Genomic DNA, 16,830 nt, shown 5'->3' with positions numbered 1-16,830 from the left:
AACTAATGTTTACTGGTCCTTATTGACGGTTTTTTTCGATGTTTACGGAGGCGTCTTTCCTGTTTATTTTGAGATCAAAGAGCTGTGACAGGCCATCCAGCAGGACGTCTGCACTGCCGCTGGGCACTGTGCCCGAAAATTGCTGATGAAGGAGTGTTGTGTCCGTTATTGTCACTGTCAGTCCATATGTTTCCTGTAATACCTGTGCCACCTCTTTCAGATCTGCATTGTGGAATTGCAGCTTGTGGCTTTTCCAGGAACCATATTGCTCAGCGTTCACTTGTTGTTGCTGATATGTACCGGTTTTTTCTTTGAACTCAACCAATTGTCCTGGTAGCATAACGATGGGCGCTTTGATGGCAGCCGTGTGGCCGCTTAAACGCACCTTACCTGTGTTGAGCACCACCTGCATGCGTGTTTGCCTGTCTAATACATTAAAGCTGGTACCCAGTACCTCCACGTTGATATGATGTGAGGTATGCACTACGAACCGCTGTTGGGGCGCCGGCTTCACATCGAAGAAAGCTTCTCCCTGTATCCAGACCTCCCGGTCGTCCGTCTGGTTCCAGCGTTTACTGTACCGCAAGGTACTGTTGCCGTTCAGTGTAACCACAGATTGATCTGGCAGTGTAATGGTCTTAATCTCGCCATAAGCGGTGGTGTAGGTCAGGCCGCTGTTATTTTGACGGAACTGCTGCCATGCGGCAAAGCTGAGCGCAATAACGCCTGCCAGTACCGCGGCCGCTTTCAGCGTTCTTGCGCCCCGCGATCGGCTCAACCATTGCCACCGGGGCGCTGCAGTGTCCTGCATACCCGTAGTGGCAAGGATGCGCTGGTATATTTCCTCTGAACGTTCAGTTCGTGGAAGGGTGTGGCCTTCACCCTGTTCCAGGTCCTGTTGTATGGAGGAGGCAAGCCAGGCACGGCCTTCTGCCGTATCCAGCCATTCCCTTACCTGCTGCTGCTCATCTGCCGTGCATTGGTTGTTAAAGAATTTAGTTAATAGTGCCGGATCTATTGGCGTCATGTCTAATGCCCTCCTTATTAAATACTACACCTGGAAAAAGGGAAAGTATTATATGGTTAGAAAAAAATTTAGAGAAAGAAATAGATCACTATCAAAAGGAGGGTATTGCTGAAGACCTTGAGACAATGTTTCAGCAGCTGGCTGGCCTGGGAGAACTGCAGTTTGACGGTATTGATGGAGATGCCCAGTTTGGTGGCTATCTGTTCGTTGGTCAGGCCTTCTACCGTCCTTAAGCGGAAGATATCTTTTTTGCGGGGAGAGAGCTGTTCTATGGCCTGTTCCATCGCTCTTTTATAGTCGTTGAACAACACGGCGTGTTCCGGCTCTTCGTGCGAGGCAGGCGCCAGCTGTGTGAAGCCCTGCTGCTTTGTAAGCGCGCGTTGCTGATCGCGGATCACATTCAGCACATGGAACTTTAAGCATTTGAAAAGGAAATTTTTTACGCCTTGTGCGGGGTCCAGTTGTTCGCGGTAGAGCCAGAGTTTTACAAATACCTCGTGCACAGCGTCTTCCGCCGTGGCGGAATCTTTCAGGTACTTATACGCCACACCGTACAAAAGCTGATGGTACTTTTCGTATAACTCCTTAAATGCAACGTGGTCGCCTGTTCGAAGATCCGTTGTTAAAAGCTGGTCTCTATCGGCATAGTGTGCAGGCACTATCTCCCCCTTCTGTTTGTTTTACAAGTTTTAGTTTAGCCGCCATTGGCACGCTGTACTAAATTAGGTAAGAGGGAACGTATGGATTGATGTTAAATTAACAATTAATGGGCGATAATTAACTACCTTCCCGTGTTCAACCGGCCTATTCGTATACCCGGCGTATAAACCAGACGTCCTTCAGCGAGAAATGGAACACCGCATTCAAATAATTCTCCTTGATCAGATTATTTGCCGTCGTCCCGCGCTGCCCAATCTCAAGGCCCAGGTAATAACGCAGGTTACCGGTACGGTTAGGAAGGGAAACACCGAGTGTTACACCGGTTTCTGCGATGTGATTGCCTTGCACCACCAGGTAGGAATTGTTACGGGAAAAACCAGCCTGGAGCACAAGCCCTTCAAAGGTGCCATTGTAATAATGGCGCCGGAAAGCATATTCGAGACCGCCGGCGATGCGATCCGCATCTGTAAGCCGGTAGCCGGTGGTGCCCGAGTTAAGCCCGCTCCATAGTTGTTTCCGGTAGTCGGCTACCAGTGTAACGTTGTTCTTGGTCAGGGAAAGGCCGAAACCGTATTGTTCGGGGACCTTCAGCTTTTTTGTTTCGAGGTCGTTTTTGTAGAGCACCTGTTCAGAGCTGTTGATCACATTTACGCTGTGCTGGAAACGCATGGTGGCCGGTAGGCGGTAGGTAGCGCCCAGGCCGATCTCCCAGTCCTTTATTTTGCCGTGGTATTGCAGGCCGCCTGTAAAATTCAGGTTATAGGCGTATTGTTTGTCTACGGTAGAAACAGTATCGCTGCCCAGTGTTTCGGTGGTATTGATAGGACCGAACAGGAAAGCAGAGGAAATCCCAACGGAGAAGTTCTTCGTGATCTTCACACCGTTGGAGAGATAAAATTTGTTGATGCCGCCAGTGCCTTCTGTAACTGCCTTGATAGCGGCATCGCTACCGGCTACGTAGCGGTCTGCCAGTACCTTATAATCTACAGTGCTGTAGGGAGTAAGGCCTGCGCTCACGCCCCAGCGGTTATTCACTTTAAACCCGACGGCCAGCCTTCTGATGGCGCCGTCCAGCGCGCTTTGCGTGGTATTGGCGCCGGTATAGCTTACGCTCCTGCCCAGCAGCGATACGTCGAACATAAAGTTCTGCTTGGGTATGGCAGAGTAAGATGCCGGGTTCAGTTCATTCAGGTAAAAAAGGGATGGACGTGCAATACCGGCGCTGCCCAGGCCATAGTTACGGGTGAAGTCGTGCTCTTCCAGGTCGCCGATACCAAAGGCGGAATAAAGTGAATTAACGCCTTTGCTGCTTTGAGCCTCTGCCTGTACGCACAGTAACAGCAACAATCCGCACAAACCGGTATATTGTCTTATTTGCATGTTCTTTCTAAAATGCTTTTATGTTTTAATTGTACCGCAGGTAATATACCTGTACGCTGATCTTGTTCTGTTTACGCTTATTATCGCCCAATACGACCCTGTTAAGACTTGTCAGGTAGGCGCCGTGGGGCGGTATGATCATGATCCCCCGTGAAAAGGCGTCTGCGCTGGCAATCTCGTTGATACAGTAATGTGTTATGTCGTACGTATAGGCCGTTTTTTCCTGGTAAAGATTATCGATGAACAGGTTACCATACATCACGGAACCCAGCGTGCTGGTGAGTGTATCGGTTACGTTGTTGTTCTTGTCCACTTCACAAATGGTCAGGTAAGGCGGCAGGGTAAAAGGCGGCTGATAAGTGCCCGCTACCGGCTGTATGGTAAGGGAGGCGCGCATTATTTTGAAGAAGCTGCCTACAGAAGCAAGGTTCTTTAAGGTAGGCAGATCGATCCGTGTAGCGATGCCCGTTAAGGGCTGTATGAAAGACATATTAGACGTTTGGGCGCTCAGCACTGATTTATTGCTGGGGGTCAGTCCGGCGAGCTGTGTGCCGGATCTGTCTACCGACACCTGGTTGAACTGCACCGTCTGATCATATACGTTCAGGTCAAGATGCCGGTCGGTAAAGAAGGGATCCTTATTATGATAGTGCATGCGCAGGATCACGGAAGTATCGCCGGTGTTAAAGCCCAGGATATTACCGGCGTTGTCGCCTGCTTTAATGGCCAGGCCTTTATAATATTTCAGGAAGATATCCTGTGCGGATATCAGGGTAGATTTGTCTTTAAAAAGCTTGAACAGCGGCGCCCCGTAAGTATCCGCCAGCTGGATCTTTACCACCGTATCAATATTGGGACGCACCACTTTCTGTATGCTGCCCAGGGGCGTGCCGGAGGTCTGAAAAGTGTTGTGGCTGTATATATAGTAGCTGTTGGTATTCCGCTGGATGGTTTGCTGCACCTCGTATACATTGATATGCTGCGACAGGCTGGAATCTCCGTACAGCTTCCTGTTGGTATACAGCACTAGCTCCGTGTAGTCGTAAGTGGAGGTCGCATCCAGCGTTTTATTGGCAGGCAGCTGCAGCTGGAAGAAGGAGCCGGCGGTAATTTTACCGAAATAGGGATCTGTTTGTTTACCCACTAATGCCACACCCGTGCCGGAAGTAGGTATAGAGTCCAGCCGGATGGTTTGCATCTTAATTGTTAAGGTATCTGCAATAATATAATTGGAGGACTGTTCGCCGCCTGATATATCGTAGTCGAACCCTTCCTTGTCACAAGCGCTGTTGGCGGCAGCAATCAATACTGCTACCATTAATTTTATGTAGGGACGCGCGCACCTGGAACCGCAAAAAGTATTGTTCATGGAGCGCAATTTTAGCCAGGAACCCTACTTCCCATTGATTTAATATGCCAAAGGCGGTTTTTTATCGATGAATCCGCATTCCCGATCCTTATACAGCCTATGCCCCCCAAAGAGGCATAAAAGGCCAAACTCTGCCACTGGCAGATGAAAAAGTCTTTTCCGTCCCTTAAAAAAGGGGATATGTCTATTTTATATTTATGCTAATACAAGGGCGGATAATTTTGGCAACTATTAAAAATTATAAAATGCTAATGCGTTATTTAACAGGTTTATGTTTGCTGATGGCCGTGGTACTGTTAGCCTGCTCTAAAAGTAGTGATGATACAAGCACTGTAGGAAACTGGGTACACAGGGTAGATTTCAAAGGCGTAGCCCGCCAGGAAGCGGTAAGCTTTACGATCGTTGACACCGCCTTTGTAGGCACCGGACTGGATGTTAATAATGATACACTCAGGGATTTTTACTCCTATGATGCAGACAGAAACACCTGGACGCAGAGAGCATCCTTACCTGATGGCGCCCGTGCCCGTCATAGCGCAGTGGCATTTGCAGTAGGAGGAAAAGGTTACGTAGGTACAGGTACTGACGGTGTGATCAAACTGAACGATTTCTATACCTATAATCCCAATGGTAACTACTGGGAAGCGATTGCGCCCTTCCCCGGCACTGCCCGCGTAGGAGCCGTAGGCTTTGCAGTGAAGACCAACGGTTATGTGGCCACGGGCTATGATGGCAACTGGCTCAACGACTGCTACCAGTACAGGCCTTCTGAAAATAAATGGTACACCCGTTCTGATGTGCCTTTATCAAAAAGGGCTGACGCGGTTTCTTTTGTGATAGCAGACAAAGCTTACATCGTTACCGGTCAGAGCAACCTGCAGCTGAACAATGAGCTGTCTATGTACGACGCTGATAACGACGTATGGACGCTGAAACGCGCTATCACGAACGTGAGCGACGATAGCTACGATGATGAGTATACCAACATAACCGGGTACAATTGCGTGGCTTTTGTAATGAACAACAAAGCGTATGTTTGCACCGGTAACCGCGGCGGTAGCATCTCTACCGTAGCATGGGAGTATGACCCGGTGAACGACCTGTGGGATTTAAAGCAAGCTTTCGAAGGTTCTGCACGTACGAGCGCTGTTGGCTTTGCTATCAAGAACAGGGGATTTATTACCACCGGAGTAAGCGGCAGTACGCCTTTGAGCGATACATGGGAATTCCAGCCAACTGTAGAATATAATAAGAATGACTAAGCGTAAGACAGGAAACATATTATTACTCGTGGGGAGCCTGCTGATCCTGGCATTTGCTGTGTTTAAGACCAGTCAGCGGGCCTCCTCCGGAAAGCCAACCGCAGTGCAGGATAGCATTGCGGTTGTCACTTTCCAAACGCATGCGGGTTGGGGATATTCCGTAAATGTGGGCGCGCATGCCTATATCTACCAGGATTTCATTCCTGCCATACCAGGCAGAAATCCTTTCCACAGCAAGGAAGATGCAGAGCGGGTAGGCAATCGTGTCGCAGAGAAACTGCGTAAGCGGCAGGTGCCCGCTATCAGCAAAACAGAACTGGAGGAAATGGGTATAGCGATCAACTAAATTTAACATATACTTTAAAGGTGTTAACAAACTTTAACAGACGTTTAACCCTATTGTAATGTATGTTTACCGCGCTTTTCAGCGGTATGATAAATTTCAAACATATTTACAAAAACAGGCTCTTTATCATAGGTTTGCACATCGTTGCATGGACCTGTTTTCTCTTGTTACCTTTTTTTATTTACCGCCTGCGCATCCTGCATCCCTGGTTCTTTATCAGGGAAGTCATAGATAACTTATTCCTCATCGGGGTATTCTACCTGAACATCTATGTGCTCATACCGCGTTTCTTCACGTTGAAAAAGATCGTCTACTATTTTGGGTACGTGCTGCTGGTGCTGGTATTCATTACCGTGCAACAGGCGGTGATGGATCATTACTTTATGCGTTACCTGGCCACCCATGAAAATGAATTGGGCCTGAATGCTGCGATAGCAGACAGGGGAGGAAGAATGATCACTGTAGACAGCACGGGGAAAGTAACTTTCAGGGGTCCCCGTGCGTTTATGCGATATCGCGCTTTTTCATCGGCAAACGGAGGAATTTATGCTTATACAAAAGGTCGGCCGATAGGAAGGGATGAGATCAGGTTCTTCAGCGGGCCTGGTCATGGTCCACGCCTGATGATCAGGAATGATTCTATGGCCACTGCCATGGCTATTCCGGCCATGCCTTTGGGGCCACCACCTTTCTGGCAGCGCCTGCTGTTCCCGGAAGTGCTCCGGAAGTCAGTGCTGGCCGCCTTGTTAATGCTGCTAATGAGCGGCTTCATCAAGATAGCGCAGGAGTGGTTTAAGAGTGAACAGCAGCGGGAGGCGCTGAAAGTGGAGAAGCTAAACGCGGAATTAAAATTTTTAAAGTCACAGATTAATCCTCACTTCCTTTTTAACTGTCTAAACACTATCTATTCGCTGGCGCATAAACATTCTGCACAAACGGAACATGCTATTGTGAAGCTGTCTACGATCATGCGCTACATGATCTATGAGTCCAACGAAGAGATGGTGCAGTTACAGCATGAATTGCAATACCTGCGGGATTATATCGATATACAACGCTTAAGGCTGCCTGCAGGCATACAGGTGGATTATACGGAATGCGGTGTGCCGGATGGATTGTGGATAGAGCCCATGCTGCTGATCCCCTTTGTAGAGAACGCCTTTAAACATGGGATCAGTTATACCGATCATTCATTCATCAGTATCACGATCACCATTGAACAAACGATGGTGCGGCTCCTGGTAAAGAACAGCCTGTTCCCCCAACGTGTGGCGGAGCAGGGCGGAATAGGCCTTCAGAACGTATTAAAACGGCTGGATTTGCTATATACCAATAAGCACGAGATAACTGTAACGGAAACCGAGAACCAATTTATTGCTGATTTAAAAATAGTGTTGAAAAATGATTAAGTGTATTGCAGTGGACGATGAACCATTGGCGCTGGAGATCATTACGGACTTTGCCCGCAAAGTTCCTTTCCTGTCCCTGGTTCAAACCTTTGAAAACGCCGCGGAGGCCATGCGCTTCCTGCAGGATGAAAGGGTGGACCTGGTATTCCTGGACATCAAAATGCCGGATATCAACGGGATCCAGTTCCTCAAATCCCTCAAATATCCTCCTATGGTAGTATTCACTACCGCTTACGGCGAGTACGCCCTTGACGGCTACGACCTGGATGTAGTAGATTACCTGTTGAAGCCCGTTCCCTTTGAACGCTTTCTCCGCGCTGCTTCCAAAGCGCAGGAATATATGTCGGTCACCCAGCAGAAGAACGGCGATAGCAACGGCCATGTAAATGACTACATCTTTATCAAAACGGAATACAAGATCATTAAGATCAACCTGGAGGATATCCTTTTCATTGAAGCACTGAAAGATTATACGAAGATCTATACACCTTACCAGCCGGTATTAACACTGCGCAGCCTTAAATCTTTTGAAACCCGCTTACCTGCAGACAAATTCATACGTGTACACCGTTCTTACCTGGTGTCGCTGAATAAGATCAATTCTGTGGAAAAGAATACAGTGATGATAGCCAATCAGTCTATCCCTATCAGTGATGGTTATAGAGATAGGTTTTATGAAGTGATCACCAGGAACTCTTAGACGTTTGAGGTTTGAAGTTTGAGGTCTGAGGTTCGTTAAAGGTTGGCAGGTTCGAAACGCGCCATCAGCCTCATACAGGTACAGGTTATTCGAAGACGACTTGCCTTAAACCTATAACTTCTAACGAACCTCAGACGTCAAACTTCAAACATCAAACTTACTTCATCTCCTTTATCCACTGTTTCACCAGCTCCAATCCTTCTTTATGCGTTAGCTTACGGCTTAGCTCCGGCATCATGATACCGGGGTCTGTTGATTCCATGCGGTAAACAAGAATGGACTTTTCCGGGTGACCGGGCACAATATCATATTGCAGATCGGCGGCGCCACGGCCTGCGGCGACAGGTGTTTTCAGGATGCCCATCTTCGTAGGGTCATGTTCGTTAATATTGAGAAAAAGCCCGGATGTTTTGGCAGGGCCCTCCGGTTTATGACAATGCGCACAGTTGATCTCCAGCCAGGTCCGCGCCCTGTCTTCCAGGCTGCCGCTTGCAGGATCATTCCATACAGGCGCGCGCGGCGCCTGTGTCGCATCGGTGAGGCCATGGAGTATGCCTGCCTTGATCCAGTGCTGCAGCTGGTTTTCACGGCCACTGGCGTATGGAAAATCTCCATTGAGCTGTCGTGCAGTAGGGCCGATCGGCGTTAATACTTCGTTGGTGTTGTGACAACCCTTACACTGGTTCACGTTGGGAATGATGTAATCAAAAGCAACGCTATGCCCGTTATGATCCGTGAAGCGCACGGGTTTTCTGTCGCCGGCTACTTCCAGGTAAGCTTCTGTTTGTTCGTCATTCCAGATATAGGTCCATGCATTCCATCCGCCTGGTGTATGCACCAGCAGGCGGGTTTCCATGAGGCGACGTCCCTTCTCCGGATGCCGCATATCCTGCGGATAATAGAATGTTTTGATCAGCGTGGCGCCTACGGGGATATACATTACATTTAATGGATCGTAGGTGATCACGCTATCAGGCGGTAATTGAATGAAGCGCAGCTTTTCAGCATAATCGGAGAACAGGGGCGTATTCAGCTGGTAAGGCATAATGCCTGCCACCGGCACCTGGTCTGCCATATTGCCTTTGAAGAAACCGTATTCCGAGAGGGTTTCTTTAGGCGCATATGCACTGTCTGCATGCCGGCCCGAAGCCAGTAACGCACTCAGTAATCCTGCCCCGAGCAGGCTATAGATAATATAACGGATCATGCTCATTGAGCGCTGGTAGTAGTGGTGATCGTATTAGCGCAGTTATACGGCTGCATATCGTGCGATACATTTTTGAACTTGTTGCCCGCATCAAGATTCGCGAAGCTGGCGTTATTATTAGGACCGATACAGATGCGGTATTCGGGCTTATATTGGCCGTCGGGGCCTGTCCATTCCTTATTCAGGATACCGTCGTAAATGATATGCGGCACGTTCTTGCCGAAGCGCAGCTTAAAGCGGAACAGCATGCCCATCCGGCCTTTGCCCTGAAAGCGTACTTTCTCGCGCAGGTAGTCGTTGCCGTGTATGTATACCGTGGCAGGGTAGGGCATATAGGTAGAATCCTTGATAGGGTTCTCTGTCATGAAATAACTGATGATAGCCGTGCCTGCGCTGTTGTTATAATGGATCTTGTTATCGAAGACCTCTACATGATTGGTGGCCAGCACCATGACCCCTGTGCCCGCCGGTACTTTGGCTACGGTATTGCCTTTGGGCGCAAAGTTGGGATAGTTGTTATGATGGATGTTGTTGTTATAGACCTTTACATACCCGCCTTTTTTCTGCACCAGGTCTGGCAGGTCAAACACCAGGATGCCGCCGGTGTTCTCATAGGCTTCGTTCTGGTATACTGCTGCATGCAGGGAGTTCTCTATTTCAATACCGGCTACATTGTGCCGGGCAATACTGTTACGCACTACGATATCTTTTGACTGGCCGATATATAAACCCGCATCGGAAGCGCCGATGGCGGTACAGCTGTCTATCAGCACCTGCTGGCACTGTACGGGGTACAGGCCATAAGCGCCATTCTCTTTGGCAGGCGGGCCTGTCCATTCCACTTTCACCTGCTTAAAGGCGATGCCGGTCACATTCATGGTTTTGATACCGTCTCCTTTGGTATCCTGTACAGTAAGGTCGCGGATGGTAATATCGCTGGCGTTGGACACGCGGAGGCCTTCGGCGCCTTCTGTTTGTCCTTTAAAGCTCAGGATGGTCTTATCCATACCGGCGCCTTTGATCAGGATCTTCTTCTTGCCTTCAAGGGAGAGGGTGGAGGAGAGCTGGAAGGTACCGGGAGGCAATTCAATCACGGCGCCGTCTTCGGCGGTGATCAGTTGCCGTTGAAGCTTCTTTTGTATGTCCTGTTGGGCATAAGCGGGCTGGTGGCAGATAATTGTCAGCGCGCCCAGGGTTAAAATGGGGAATAAGCGCATAGAAACGTGGTTTTACAGGCCTATTAAATATACGGAAAATAGTTCACTAAGGGGAAATCGGGTCGTCTTCGGGTCGGTAAGCCGTCATGCTGGCTGACGATTAGGTTAAAACCCGTTGTGGATTCGGCTTACACCGAGGATGTCCGGTATATGTCCGGTATATGTCGGGTAGTTACGAGGTAGATGAGTGGTATCTTTATAGATACCACTCATCTACCTGTGAAATACTCCGAAACTACCACTGAAAGGGTAGAGAACATAGAGAACCGGCGCTATGTTACCGCAAAAAAGAAGGTCCCGGCACGGGAATGTGCCGGGACCTTCTGCTATTATTACTAAATAATTTATATCAGTTCTTTCAGGCGTTCTACCACCGTATCCACTTCTTCCTTCGTATTCTGCCGGGAGAAGGAGAAACGTACGCTGATGCGGTTAGGATCGCTGCTGATGGCGCGGATCACATGAGAGCCCAGATCGGCGCCGGAGGTACAGGCGCTGCCGCCGGAGGCGCAGATCCCGTTGATATCCAGGTTAAAGAGGATCATTTCGCTCTTTTCAGATTTGGGGAAAGACACGTTCAGCACCGTATAGAGGCTGCGGCCCCGCAGATCGCCGTTGAAGGTGATGCCGGGGATGTGCTTTTCCAGCTGGTCTGCCATGTACATACGCAGGTTGTTGATATAACTGCTATGCTCTTCAAAATGTTCGGTGGCCAGTTCAAGGGCTTTGGCAAAGCCGATGATGCCGTACAGGTTCTCGGTGCCGGCCCGCATATTGCGTTCCTGGGCGCCGCCCTGCAGGTAGGGGGTGATCTTTACGTTCTCGTTCACGTAAAGGATGCCCACGCCTTTGGGGCCATGGAACTTGTGGCCTGCGCCGTTAATGAAATGGATGGGGGTGTTGCGGAGGTCAAAAGGGTAGTGGCCCACGGTCTGCACGGTATCGGAATGAAAGATGGCGTCAAACTCTTTGCAGAGGTTCCCCACGGCCTGGATGTCCAGCAGGTTGCCTATTTCATTGTTGGCGTGCATGAGGGTCACCAGGCACCTTTTAGAGGAGCCGGCCAGCAGCTGGCGCAGGTGTTCCATATCCACATGGCCGTTAGGGAGCAGGCGCACGTAGGAGAGCTGTATGCCCTGTGCCTTGCTCAGGTATTCTACGGTATGCAGGGTGGCATGGTGCTCGATCTCGGAAGTGATGATATGCCTGCATCCCAGATCTCTGATAGCGGCGTTAATGGCCGTATTGCTGCTTTCTGTGCCGCCGGAGGTAAAGAAGATCTCTCCCGGATGGGCGTTCAGTATTTTGGCAACGGATTTACGGGCATTCTCAATACCCAGTCTTGATTCCCGTCCATAGGAGTAGATGGAGGACGGGTTGCCGAATTTGTCCGTCATATACGGCAGCATCGCATCCAGCACGGCCTGATCCAGCGGTGTGGTAGCTGCATTGTCGAAGTAAATTCTTTTCAAGGTTGGTAGGTGGTTTTTGATAAAAATAAAATGGGCGCTTAGTAAGCGCCCACAAAGGTCGTATTTTTTTAGCTATTAGCATTTAGCTATTAGCTGTTAGAAAATTCGGATAGCTAAAAGCCAGCGGCTAAAAGCTAACAGCTGTTTATCAGTGCATAAATTCCTTGATGTCTGCCATGATCCTGCGGGCGATGTTATCTGCCGTGGTTTCAAACTGGCTTTCGGCATAGATGCGGATGATAGGCTCTGTGTTAGAAGTACGCAGGTGCACCCAGTCTTTTTCGAATTCTATCTTCAGGCCGTCTTCGGTGTTGGTGGGCTGGTTCTTGTATTTGCCCCTGATCTTTTCGAAGATGGTCTTTACGTCAACACCTTTATCCAGCTCTATCTTGTTCTTGGAGATGAAGTAATCCGGGTAGCTGTTACGCAGGTTCTTCAGGTTCTTTTTGCTGTGCGCTACATGGCTCAGGAACAGTCCGATACCGATCAGCGCATCGCGGCCGTAGTGCAGGTCTGGTACGATGATCCCACCGTTGCCTTCACCGCCTATAACGGCGTTCACTTCTTTCATTTTCTTCACCACGTTCACTTCACCTACGGCAGAAGGATGGTATTCGCCGCCGTGTTTCAGCGTAACGTCCTTCAGCGCCTGGGTGGAGGAGAGGTTGGAAACGGTATTGCCTTTTTTCTTGTTCAGTACATAATCGGCTACGGCCACCAGGGTGTATTCTTCGCCGAACATGCTGCCATCCTCGCATACAAAGCAGAGGCGGTCTACATCCGGGTCTACCGCGATGCCCAGGTCTGCGTTGGAGCGGTTCACTTCATTAGACAGGGCAGTGAGGTTCTCTGGTAAAGGTTCGGGGTTGTGGCTGAAGCGGCCGTTCACTTCACCGAACAGCACTTCCACCTGGTCTACGCCCAGTGCTTTGAGCAGGGCGGGCACGAAGATGGCGCCGGTAGAGTTGACGGCATCCACTACGATCTTGAAGTCGCGGCTGCGGATGGCGGCTACATCTACCAGGGGATGGTTCACCACCAGGTCAATATGTTTCTGCAGGTAGCTGTCATCTGCATGGCAGGTACCTAGTTTATTCACGTCTGCAAAGCTGAAGTCTTCGCTTTGGGCAATTTCCAGGAGGGCAATGCCGTCTTCGCCGGAAATGAATTCGCCATCGCTGTTCAGCAGTTTCAGGGCGTTCCATTCTTTGGGGTTATGGCTGGCGGTAATAATAATGCCGCCCGCAGCCTGTTCCATTTTAACGGCAATCTCTACGGTAGGGGTGGTAGACAGTCCAAGGTCAACTACGTCCAGTCCCAGGCCGTTCAGGGTAGATACAACCAGGTTCCTGACTAATTCACCTGAGATACGGCCATCACGGCCAATTACCACCTTCTTATTGTCTGATTGCTGTTTGGTTAACCATGTCCCGTATGCTGCCGTAAATTTTACTACATCTAATGGAGAAAGTCCTTCACCGGGCCTGCCGCCAATGGTTCCTCGGATGCCGGATATCGATTTGATCAGTGCCACGAATTCAATTTTAAGGAAGGCAAAGATAAAAAAATCCCATTCAAAATCAGGTTATTTAAAAAGTCGGCTATCGCCTTAATAGGTTTGAAGTTCGAGGTCTGAGGTCTGAGGTTCGTTGAAAGTTAACGGTTAGAGGCAGGGATTTTGCCAGTCTCTGGCTGCTGAACGAGGCAGGACAGCATATTTTGGACATTAAACCTGTAACGAACCTCAAACCTCAGACTTCAAACCTCAAACTTTCATTATCTTTGCAGCTACGCTTTGAAATTTTTACTAATAAATAGGCAGATTAATAATAAACGCTTAAGCATTACATGAACTACTTGTGGAGGAATATACCCCGGTATATTCGGTATGTGTTGGTACAAACACTTTACCTCTATTTACTGATGGTTTTTTTTCGCCTGATCTTCTACTTCTTCTTTTTTAAATCCACCATAACAGATAGCGGCATTATAGCAAAAGCCTGGTACCTGGGCCTGAAGTTCGACCTGCGCCTTACATTGCTGGTGATCATCCCTCTGGGGCTCCTGGTGGTGTTCAGCAGGAACCGTTTCTTTACATCGGTGATATTAAAAAGGATCAGTTTCGTATACCTGTTCCTGGTATACCTGCTGCTCACATTATTATATATACTGGACCTGGGGCATTATGCTTACCTCGGACTGCGCCTGGATCCTTCCGTTACCCGTTTCCTGGCCTCTGGTGAGCGGGCAGACAATGCAAGGATGGTGTGGCAGAGTTACCCGGTGATACGGGGTGTGATCGGCATAGGCCTCTTCCTGTTCCTGGCATATCGCCTGCAGCTATATACCTACCGTAAACTGGCGCAGCAGGCGCCCGCTACGGTGCGCGGCTGGCGTTATGCGGGCTGGATCGCTGCGCTGGTACTGTTGTTTGCCGCGGGCATCTATGGCAATTTCGCCTATTTTCCGCTGCGCTGGAGCCAGGCCATGTTCACCAGGGATAACGGTATTACCAGCCTGGCCCTGAACCCGGTACTGTATTTCGTGAATAATTTCAGCGTGAAGGGCGATACTTTCGACGAAGCGAAGACCCGCGAATTCTATCCTTACATGGCAAAGTACCTGCGGGTAGATACGCCGGATGTGCTAAAGCTGAATTATGTACGTACGGTGGCAGGAGAGGAGAAGGCATCCAGGCCCAATATTGTACTGGTAATGCTGGAGTCTACAGGTGCATCGGTGACCAGCATGTTCAACAACCCCATGCAGGGTACGCCGAACATGAAGCGCCTGGCCGACAGCGGCATCCTTTTCAGAAATTTCTATGTACCGGCAGTGAGCACTGCCCGTACGGTATACGGCGTTACCACCGGCCTGCCCGATATTACTGTCAATAAAACAGCCAGCAGGCATCCGCAGATGGTAGACCAGCGTATTATCATGGACCAGTTCAAAGGCTATGAAAAATATTACCTGCTGGGGGGCAATACCAACTGGGCCAATATCAGGGCCGTGTTCACCAACAACGTGGAGGGTATCAGGATCTATGAAGAAGGTTATTTCAAGGCGGCCAAGGCCGACGTATGGGGCGTTTCCGACTATGACCTGATTAAAGAGTCCAGCGAGATCTTTAAGGACACCTACCAGCGCAAAAAGCCCTTCATCGCCTTCCTGCAAACGGCAGATAACCATGCGCCCTTTACTACCACCCCGGGCGCAGGCGATTTCAAAAAGGTAACGGAGAAGGATATAGACATGAACAAGTTCAAGGAATCAGGCTTTGTGTCGCTTGACCAGTTCAATGCCCTGCGTTACCTGGACTATAACCTTGGCCAGCTGATAAAAATGGCCAGGGAAGGCGGGTACCTGGACAATACGATCTTCGTGTTCTTCGGGGATCATAACTGTATCCAGAATCCGTATCATCACATGCCTTTCCCGGAATATGAGCTGGGCAGCGGCATGGAACACGTGCCCTGTATTATTTACAGCCCGAAGCTGATCGCACCGCAAACGATCACGCGGCCAGGCAGCCTGCTGGATGTATACCCTACTGTGGCCCGGCTGGCTGGTATACCATTCAGGAACTATACCCTGGGCACGGACCTGCTGGATACTACCTTTACCAATCGTTATGCGTTTATCTCTTATGTAAAGAACCTGCAGTGGTATATTGCCTGCATAGGAGAGCAATACCTGTATGAGATCAATAAGAAAAGCGGTAAAACAGCGCTGTATGATCTGAAGGGTGATCCGCTGAAGGATGTGCAGGCCCAGCAAGGGGATACTGCTACTGCGCTCAATAATTTAACGCAGGGGTTTTATGAAAGCACACGATATTTGATGTTTAATAATAAAAAATAAAAGAGTCTGAGGTTTGGGGTCTGAGGTTTGAAGTTCGTTGAAGGTTGAAAGTTCAAAACGTGTGTCCAACCTTTCAGGTACGTGCACGGTAGGTGGGAATACCTGCATTGAACCTGTAATTTCTAACGAACTTCAAACCTCAGACCTCAAACCTCAAACCAAACACCATGGAAGTCCAGAAACAATGGTTCAAAGACTGGTTCAATTCTCCCTATTATCACCTGTTGTACAGCAACCGGGATGAGAAGGAGGCTGCTGCCTTCATAGATAAGCTGCTGGCTTACCTGCAGCCGGCGCCGGGGGCGCTGATGCTGGATGTGGCCTGTGGCCGGGGGCGCCATGCCAGGTACCTGGCAGACAGGGGCTTTGACGTAACAGGCATTGATCTTTCCATAGAGAGCATTAACGCGGCCAAAAGGCTGGAGAATGATCACCTGCATTTTTACCAGCATGATATGCGCCTGCCTTTCCGCATCAATTATTTTGATGTGGTGTTTAACTTCTTTACCAGCTTCGGGTATTTTGATACGCAGCGGGATAATGACAATGCCCTGCGCATGCTAAAGAACTCCCTGAAGCCGGGCGGCCGTGTGGTGCTCGATTATCTGAACAGCCCTTATGTGGCGGCCCACCTCGTGCCCAGCGAGGTGAAAGAGATCGGTCATGTGGTGTTTGATATTAAACGGGAAATAGAGGATAAGCGTTTCCTGAAGGAGATCCGGATAGTGGACCCGGAAAAACCGCTGCGTACGGTGTTTACCGAAAGTGTGAAAGCATTTACCCGTGCTGATTTTGAATCCATGTTCCAGCGGCAGGGTTTACGGATATTGGATATCTTTGGGGATTATCATTTTAATGCCTATGATGAAACCCGTTCCCCAAGAATGGTGATAATAGGGGAAAAATCTAAAATTTAG

14 protein-coding genes are annotated in these 16,830 nt (G+C 49.3%); 6 read left to right on the top strand and 8 right to left on the bottom strand.

Going from position 1 to position 16,830, the window contains the following annotated elements:
* Positions 1 to 19: 19 nt before the first annotated feature.
* From ACR9Y8_RS10845 to ACR9Y8_RS10830, 4 genes are all read right to left on the bottom strand, one after another.
* Positions 20 to 1,027 (bottom strand): FecR family protein, encoded by a 1,008-nt coding sequence (locus ACR9Y8_RS10845; RefSeq protein WP_481213281.1) that lies wholly within the window; start codon positions 1,025 to 1,027, stop codon positions 20 to 22.
* 68 nt (positions 1,028 to 1,095) lie between these two features.
* A complete protein-coding gene (locus ACR9Y8_RS10840; protein WP_481213280.1) occupies positions 1,096 to 1,686 on the bottom strand; it encodes an RNA polymerase sigma factor in 591 nt (196 codons plus the stop codon).
* 145 nt (positions 1,687 to 1,831) lie between these two features.
* Positions 1,832 to 3,067: a BamG family beta-barrel-assembly machinery protein gene (bamG, locus tag ACR9Y8_RS10835; protein ID WP_481213279.1), complete on the bottom strand. Its 1,236-nt coding sequence runs from the start codon at positions 3,065 to 3,067 to the stop codon at positions 1,832 to 1,834.
* Positions 3,068 to 3,092: 25 nt separating this feature from the next.
* Entirely contained in the window at positions 3,093 to 4,436 is a 1,344-nt protein-coding gene (locus ACR9Y8_RS10830) for a DUF4270 family protein (RefSeq protein ID WP_481213278.1), read from the bottom strand.
* A gap of 251 nt (positions 4,437 to 4,687) precedes the next feature.
* On the opposite strand from ACR9Y8_RS10830, the gene ACR9Y8_RS10825 reads away from it, so the two are divergent.
* The 4 genes from ACR9Y8_RS10825 (at position 4,688) to ACR9Y8_RS10810 (ending at position 8,153) form a co-directional block, all read left to right on the top strand.
* Positions 4,688 to 5,698, top strand: a complete 1,011-nt coding sequence (locus ACR9Y8_RS10825; RefSeq protein WP_481213277.1) for a Kelch repeat-containing protein — start codon at positions 4,688 to 4,690, stop codon at positions 5,696 to 5,698.
* Positions 5,691 to 6,044, top strand: a complete 354-nt coding sequence (locus ACR9Y8_RS10820; protein WP_481213276.1) for a DUF4907 domain-containing protein — start codon at positions 5,691 to 5,693, stop codon at positions 6,042 to 6,044. The genes ACR9Y8_RS10825 and ACR9Y8_RS10820 overlap by 8 nt, the downstream gene beginning before the upstream one ends.
* 62 nt (positions 6,045 to 6,106) lie before the next feature.
* The gene (locus tag ACR9Y8_RS10815; protein WP_481213275.1) at positions 6,107 to 7,453 is read left to right on the top strand and encodes a sensor histidine kinase; all 1,347 of its coding nucleotides are present in this window, start codon (positions 6,107 to 6,109) and stop codon (positions 7,451 to 7,453) included.
* Complete coding sequence (locus ACR9Y8_RS10810) at positions 7,446 to 8,153, top strand: LytR/AlgR family response regulator transcription factor (RefSeq protein WP_481213274.1); 708 nt, start codon at positions 7,446 to 7,448, stop codon at positions 8,151 to 8,153. The genes ACR9Y8_RS10815 and ACR9Y8_RS10810 overlap by 8 nt, the downstream gene beginning before the upstream one ends.
* 157 nt (positions 8,154 to 8,310) lie before the next feature.
* Here the strand turns inward: ACR9Y8_RS10810 and ACR9Y8_RS10805 are convergent, their stop codons facing one another.
* The 4 genes from ACR9Y8_RS10805 to glmM form a co-directional block, all read right to left on the bottom strand.
* The gene (locus tag ACR9Y8_RS10805; protein WP_481213273.1) at positions 8,311 to 9,366 is read right to left on the bottom strand and encodes an SO2930 family diheme c-type cytochrome; all 1,056 of its coding nucleotides are present in this window, start codon (positions 9,364 to 9,366) and stop codon (positions 8,311 to 8,313) included.
* Positions 9,363 to 10,577, bottom strand: coding sequence for a parallel beta-helix domain-containing protein (locus tag ACR9Y8_RS10800; protein ID WP_481213272.1), 1,215 nt, complete (start codon positions 10,575 to 10,577; stop codon positions 9,363 to 9,365). The genes ACR9Y8_RS10805 and ACR9Y8_RS10800 overlap by 4 nt, the downstream gene beginning before the upstream one ends.
* A gap of 344 nt (positions 10,578 to 10,921) precedes the next feature.
* Positions 10,922 to 12,049, bottom strand: coding sequence for a cysteine desulfurase family protein (locus ACR9Y8_RS10795; protein ID WP_481213271.1), 1,128 nt, complete (start codon positions 12,047 to 12,049; stop codon positions 10,922 to 10,924).
* 148 nt (positions 12,050 to 12,197) lie between these two features.
* The gene (gene glmM / locus ACR9Y8_RS10790; RefSeq protein ID WP_481213270.1) at positions 12,198 to 13,583 is read right to left on the bottom strand and encodes a phosphoglucosamine mutase; all 1,386 of its coding nucleotides are present in this window, start codon (positions 13,581 to 13,583) and stop codon (positions 12,198 to 12,200) included.
* A 389-nt stretch (positions 13,584 to 13,972) separates the two neighbouring features.
* Here glmM and ACR9Y8_RS10785 point away from each other — a divergent pair, with 389 nt between their 5' ends.
* Positions 13,973 to 15,913 (top strand): LTA synthase family protein, encoded by a 1,941-nt coding sequence (locus tag ACR9Y8_RS10785; RefSeq protein WP_481213269.1) that lies wholly within the window; start codon positions 13,973 to 13,975, stop codon positions 15,911 to 15,913.
* A gap of 167 nt (positions 15,914 to 16,080) precedes the next feature.
* A complete protein-coding gene (locus ACR9Y8_RS10780) occupies positions 16,081 to 16,830 on the top strand; it encodes a class I SAM-dependent methyltransferase (RefSeq protein WP_481213268.1) in 750 nt (249 codons plus the stop codon).

Source organism: Chitinophaga sp. SVR4-12A, assembly GCF_056754765.1.
Note: the sequence above shows the minus strand (reverse complement) of the source record. Positions and strands in the feature narration are given on the sequence as shown.